The sequence below is a fragment of the Oleiphilus sp. HI0117 genome, from assembly GCF_001635235.1.
Genome location: NZ_LWGA01000052.1, coordinates 1 through 795 on the forward strand (window position 1 = coordinate 1; position 795 = coordinate 795).

1 protein-coding gene is annotated in these 795 nt (G+C 44.4%); it reads right to left on the minus strand.

All coding sequences use genetic code 11. The features are described from left to right. Positions 1–452: 452 nt before the first annotated feature. A partial coding sequence (locus A3757_RS00890) for a lipase secretion chaperone (protein WP_304439155.1) occupies positions 453–795 on the minus strand: 343 nt, incomplete at its 5' end.

The window sequence follows — 795 nt, forward strand, 5'->3', positions numbered from 1 at the left end:
TGGGCGAAATAGGGCAATACTATACTGAATATGTCACTGTATTCTAAGTTATTAGACGGGCACTTAACTTCTAGAGCGCTCGATATAGTAGTTTCCCTTTTCGCTCACAACTGGCGATTTTCTGATATTTAAATATGATCGCTTTTAACAAAAAGAAATGGGTATTCCTGCAATACTAAAAGGCCGCTTTTGCTCAAAAGCCAGCATTGACTCAAGATTCAAACTGGCTGTTTTACCCCTATCTAGATAAACCATCTGAACGACGAGTTTGCGGACTTTTTTGCCTGTGGGTGTTGAATTGCTATGCCGAGTGCCCCATTTTCGTCTGTAAGATCGAATTCTGTCTATCACGACCTTTATCGCGCCAGATCGAACCTTTTGGCTACAAGTACGTAACAGTATACCATTCTGGACTGAGCCCTTTAATTGTCCATTTCAATTCGAATTGGCACCTATGGAAGCCTGTCATCACTCATCAGAGCACTAACGCGCTTACGCTCTGTTTCATCAAAGTGATAGGCCAACAGTTCAGAAATGGATTGCTCCTTATCTTGTTCACTTAAGCTAGAATCTAAGACAGTTTTTCGCTCAGCGGAAAAGCTGCTAAGTCTCTGCGACCATTGCGCTCGACGTTTGTCTAAATCGGCTAGCGCTGCCGCAGCCTCACTCCCTAGCATGTTCTCCCGCAGCTGATACACTTCGCTAGCGGGCGCATTATCGGCTTTCATTTTTCTAACTTGTTCTGATAGCAATGCATGTTGCTGAGCGCGCTGCCTCGTTGCTCTAATGTCCTCT